The following is a 2567-nucleotide window of genomic DNA, read 5'->3' as shown; positions in this document are numbered from 1 at the left end:
CAGCACCCACGACGCTCTCGGGCAGGCCGCGCATGCGCGCGAGCGAGCGCGCGAGGGCGAGCGCCACCCCCGGTTCGTCGAACAGGCCGTGGAGATAGGTTCCGAACACGTTTCCGCAGGCCGCGCCTTCCGGTTTGCCGCCAATCGTGCCCGCAGGGGCGCAGGAGACGGTCGTTTCGCCGTCGTGAATCTCGTACCCGCGCGCCGTCATGCCGTTCCACACCGAGAACGCGCCTTGGGCGCCCGTGATGCGCAGCTCCGACCGGGCGAGGCGCTTTTCCTCCTTGAACACCGTACTTGCGGGGATGAGCCCGAGCCCGCGCGCAGTGCCAGCGCCTTCCCTGCCGTGCGGGTCGGAAAGCTCGTCTCCCAAAAGCTGGTAGCCTCCGCATATGCCGAGCACCGGCGTGCCCGCGCCCGAAAGCGCGCGTACACAGGCTCCGATGCCGCTAGCCGCAAGCCAGCGCGCGTCGTCGAGCGTGGTCTTCGAGCCGGGGAGCACCACCAGGTCGGGTCGGCCCAGATCGGTCGTCGAGGAAACGTAGCGCACGCCCACGCCGGGCACGCGCGAAAGCGGGTCGAAGTCGGTGAAGTTCGACAGATGCGGAAGGCGCACGACGGCGACGTCGATGACGCCGCGCGCCTCGCGGGCAGATAGGCGCGGCGCGAGCGAGTCCTCGTCGTCCAGGTCGAGCGTAAGATACGGCACGACCCCCACGACGGGAACCCCGCACATCTTCTCGAGCGGGGCCAAACCCGGGCGCAGGATTTCCACATCGCCGCGGAACTTGTTCACCACAAGCCCCCGCAAAAGCGCGCGGTCCTCGGGCGCAAGGAGCGCGACCGTGCCGTAGAGCTGGGCAAACACCCCGCCTGGGTCGATGTCGCCCGCGAGCAGCACGGGGGAGGACACGGCGCGCGCGAGCCCCATGTTGACGATGTCGTTTTCGGCAAGGTTGATTTCGGCGGGGCTGCCGGCGCCCTCGATGACGATGACGTCGTTTTCCTCCGCGAGCGAATCGAACGCCTCCAAAATCTGCGGCATGAGCGCCTTCTTTCGCGCGAAGTAGTCCCTCGCAGCGAAGGCTCCCTGCGCCTTGCCGGCCACGATGAGCTGGCTTCGGTGGTCGCTTTCGGGCTTGAGCAAGATGGGGTTCATGCGCACGTCGGGCGCGATGCCGCACGCCTCGGCCTGCATGATCTGGGCGCGCCCCATCTCGAGTCCGTCGGCCGTGACACCGCTGTTGAGCGCCATGTTCTGGCTCTTGAAGGGAGTCACGCGCAGGCCGTCCTGCGAAAGCACGCGGCACAGCCCCGCCGCAAGCAGGCTCTTCCCCGCGTTCGACATGGTGCCCTGGATCATGATGGGCTTCGCCCTACCCACGGGTATCGACCTCCTTCGCCGAGCCTCGGCCATCCGCGCCCGCCATAGCGCCGCTGCAAGAAGCGCCGCCCCGTTCGTCGGGTTCGCCTTCGCCCGATGCGCCTTCCGCCCGAAGCGCGCGGCTGAACGCCATCGCAAGCCGAGCGTTCTCCTTGCGCGTGCGCACCGCGACGCGGCACCAGAAACGGGACAGTACCGAAAACGAGTCGCACGTGCGGACCAAAACCCCCTGATTATACAGGCGCTCGGGGATGTCTTTCGCCGGCGTGCGGACTAAAAGGAAGTTCGCATCCGACGGCACGACGGAAAGCCCGAGCGAGGAGAGCTCGTGGGAAAGCCACGCTCGCTCGCCCGCCAATACATCGCGCGTGCGCGAGACGTATTCGACGTCTTCCAGGGCGGCGATGCCCGCAGCCTCGGCGACCGAGGAGACGGGCCACGCCTGCCCCGCCCGGCGAATCCCCTCGATGAGTTGGGCGTTTCCGCTGATCAGATATCCCAACCGCAACCCCGCCATTCCGTAGAGTTTGGTGAACGCGGAGAGCACGGCCACATGGCGCGAACACGCGGCGCGTGCGGCCACGCTCCTTTCGCGGGCGTCGGGCGCAAATCCGAGGAAGCACTCGTCCACGACGAGCAGCGCGCCCGCCTGCTCGCAGCGGCAAGCCGCGGCATCGATCACGCGGGGGTCGACGAGGCGCCCCGTCGGGTTGTTCGGATTGCAGAGGTACGCCACATCTCCCGGCCCCTCGATCGCGCGGGCGAAGGAGGCGGGCACGTCGAAGCCGTCCGCTTCGGAGAGCGGGAACTCCTGCACGCATGCGCCGTAGTACGATGCCGCCTCCGCATATTCAGAGAACGTCGGCGCGCACACGACGATGCGTTTCGGGCGCACCGCCGCGGCGAGCCGCCAGATGATGTCGGACGCGCCCGCGCCGCAGACGATAGCATCTTCGGGAACGCCCTGGGCGCGCGCTAGGGCGCGAACGAGGGCGAGGCTTTCCCTATCGGGGTAGGCGTCGATTCGAGAAAGCGCCTTGCAAGCTGCGGCGACGGCGCGCGGCGAGGGGCCTGCCGGATTCACGTTCACCGAGAAGTCAATGAGGTCGGAGGCGCCCCCTTCGCAAGCGATGCCGAGCGATTGCGCGCTGCCCCCATGCGCACGGGCGCGCAGGATCCCCCC

2 protein-coding genes are annotated in these 2567 nt (G+C 68.4%); both read right to left on the bottom strand.

The genetic code is table 11. From position 1 onward, the window contains the following. A partial coding sequence (locus tag GPA_RS00795) for a cobyric acid synthase (protein WP_231847536.1) occupies window positions 1-1384 on the bottom strand: 1384 nt, incomplete at its 3' end. After that, a partial coding sequence (locus tag GPA_RS00790; protein ID WP_049783964.1) for a pyridoxal phosphate-dependent aminotransferase occupies window positions 1377-2567 on the bottom strand: 1191 nt, incomplete at its 5' end. The genes GPA_RS00790 and GPA_RS00795, both read right to left, overlap by 8 nt.

It is taken from the genome of Gordonibacter pamelaeae 7-10-1-b (assembly GCF_000210055.1).
Classification (GTDB): domain Bacteria; phylum Actinomycetota; class Coriobacteriia; order Coriobacteriales; family Eggerthellaceae; genus Gordonibacter; species Gordonibacter pamelaeae.
This window is presented reverse-complemented; position numbering and strand designations above follow the sequence as displayed.